At 28.3% G+C, this 1,715-nt stretch carries 1 protein-coding gene; it reads left to right on the top strand.

Going from position 1 to position 1,715, the window contains the following annotated elements; all coding sequences use genetic code 11:
• Positions 1 to 174: 174 nt before the first annotated feature.
• Complete coding sequence (locus tag RV15_RS18320; RefSeq protein ID WP_071879422.1) at positions 175 to 564, top strand: hypothetical protein; 390 nt, start codon at positions 175 to 177, stop codon at positions 562 to 564.
• The last annotated feature ends 1,151 nt before the right edge of the window (positions 565 to 1,715 follow it).

Genomic DNA, 1,715 nt, shown 5'->3' with positions numbered 1-1,715 from the left:
TGATCATTTTTACTGGGTGAGCCATGTTGAATCTCCTTATTATTGTTGATTTTAATAGTATAGTAAACAAAAATGTATGATATGAGTTTCTTAAAAAAATGAGTAAATTTAAAGTAGTTTTTTTTTAAAACCTTATTGTGATATGATTTATTTGTTATCAAGGGAGGAAAACGGATGAAAAAAATTTATTTAATAGGGATGTTATTATTGTTGGTAGTAGGTTGTTCAAAAATTGGTAGTAGTATTAAAGATACAAAGGATGAAGTCTCACCAATTGTTTTGAAGTTTCAAGGTATGAAATTGTTCATTAAAAATGAGACCAAAGATATTATTACGATTTTAGAATCAGAGACTGAGTTTTCAATAAAGAAAAATAACAAATGGGAGTTGATTGATGAGACTCGCGGTCTTACAATAATAACAACAAATATTTTGAGTGAGGAAGAGACTGAATTGGATTTGACTAATGAACTTTCAAAACTCAAAGAAAAAGAGCTTAAGGTAACAATCCATTACGAACTTAACAGTGAGAGCAGAGAAGAAAGTATAGTATATGTTAAATAGGGAAGAAGTAGAAGAAAATATATTTTCTGAGAAAGAAAGTAAAACGAAAAACTTTGTTAAAAACTAGTATAAGTCGAAAAATCAATTGAATAAACTATATTAATTTTACAAAAAACAATCGTATGAACGTAACTATAAGTTCATACGATTGTTTATATATTACATTTTAAAATTGTTGAGGAAATAAATTAATAGTAACGGATAAACAATACAAAGTATTGCTAGCAAAACTAAAAAATATAAATACTTTTTTGAACAGATTACAGATAAAAGGATAGTTACAATCACATAAATGATGATCATTGTAGTATAAATAATTGTACCGCTACCAGAGAAATCATTATAACTGGCTTTTGTTATGACACGTAATAGACCAAATGGAATTAAAAAAGCAAGAATGCCCCAAATTATATAAAAAATAAATCTAAATAGGTTCATAGTTGTACTATCCTTTGTATTTTATTAATACATAGGTCTCCACCTATGCAGACCAGGTTCCAACATGGGCAGGTCTTGAATTAAAGTATGCTGGTAAATCATAAGGACTTACGATTAACGGTTGTTTCATACCTCTTACTTGAGCCGCAACAGAAGAATACCAATAAGCTTGCCAAACTATTATAGAGCAGTAGGTTTGTATTTAGCAGCAGGGCCATAAATTTTAGTCCATAACGCTACTTAAATCCTTTTTTGACGAGGGGAAGTAAAAATACAGCAATAAACAACAACAAGATAATTTTTTCATTGAGTAAAAACTCTTTATTATTCTGATTAGAAAATGATTGTATTATGAAACGTTTTCTCTGTCAATTTGTTTTTTGTTCAATATAAAACTTATTTAGGATTAAAGATGATGTATAATTTCGTTTTTTAGATTTTCTCAACAGATTAGTTATCAATAGTTCACATGGAAGGAACTATAAAAAGTTGTAAAAATGGGTCTTATGAGGTTTAGAGGAATTCTCTCTAGCCTTTTTTTGAGCTGAAACTAAGTTGTGTTATATCTTAAAATGCTTTGTGTAAACATCATAAGATATTCGTATTCGTTTGTAGATATTTTGCAAAAAAACAAGTAGTTAGAGAGTCAACTACTTGTTTAAATCTATCGTTCGTCAGTAACAGTTCGGCTAATACTGATGAACTTTAAAATC

The organism is Enterococcus silesiacus (assembly GCF_001886225.1).
GTDB lineage: Bacteria > Bacillota > Bacilli > Lactobacillales > Enterococcaceae > Enterococcus_L > Enterococcus_L silesiacus.
Note: the sequence above shows the minus strand (reverse complement) of the source record. Positions and strands in the feature narration are given on the sequence as shown.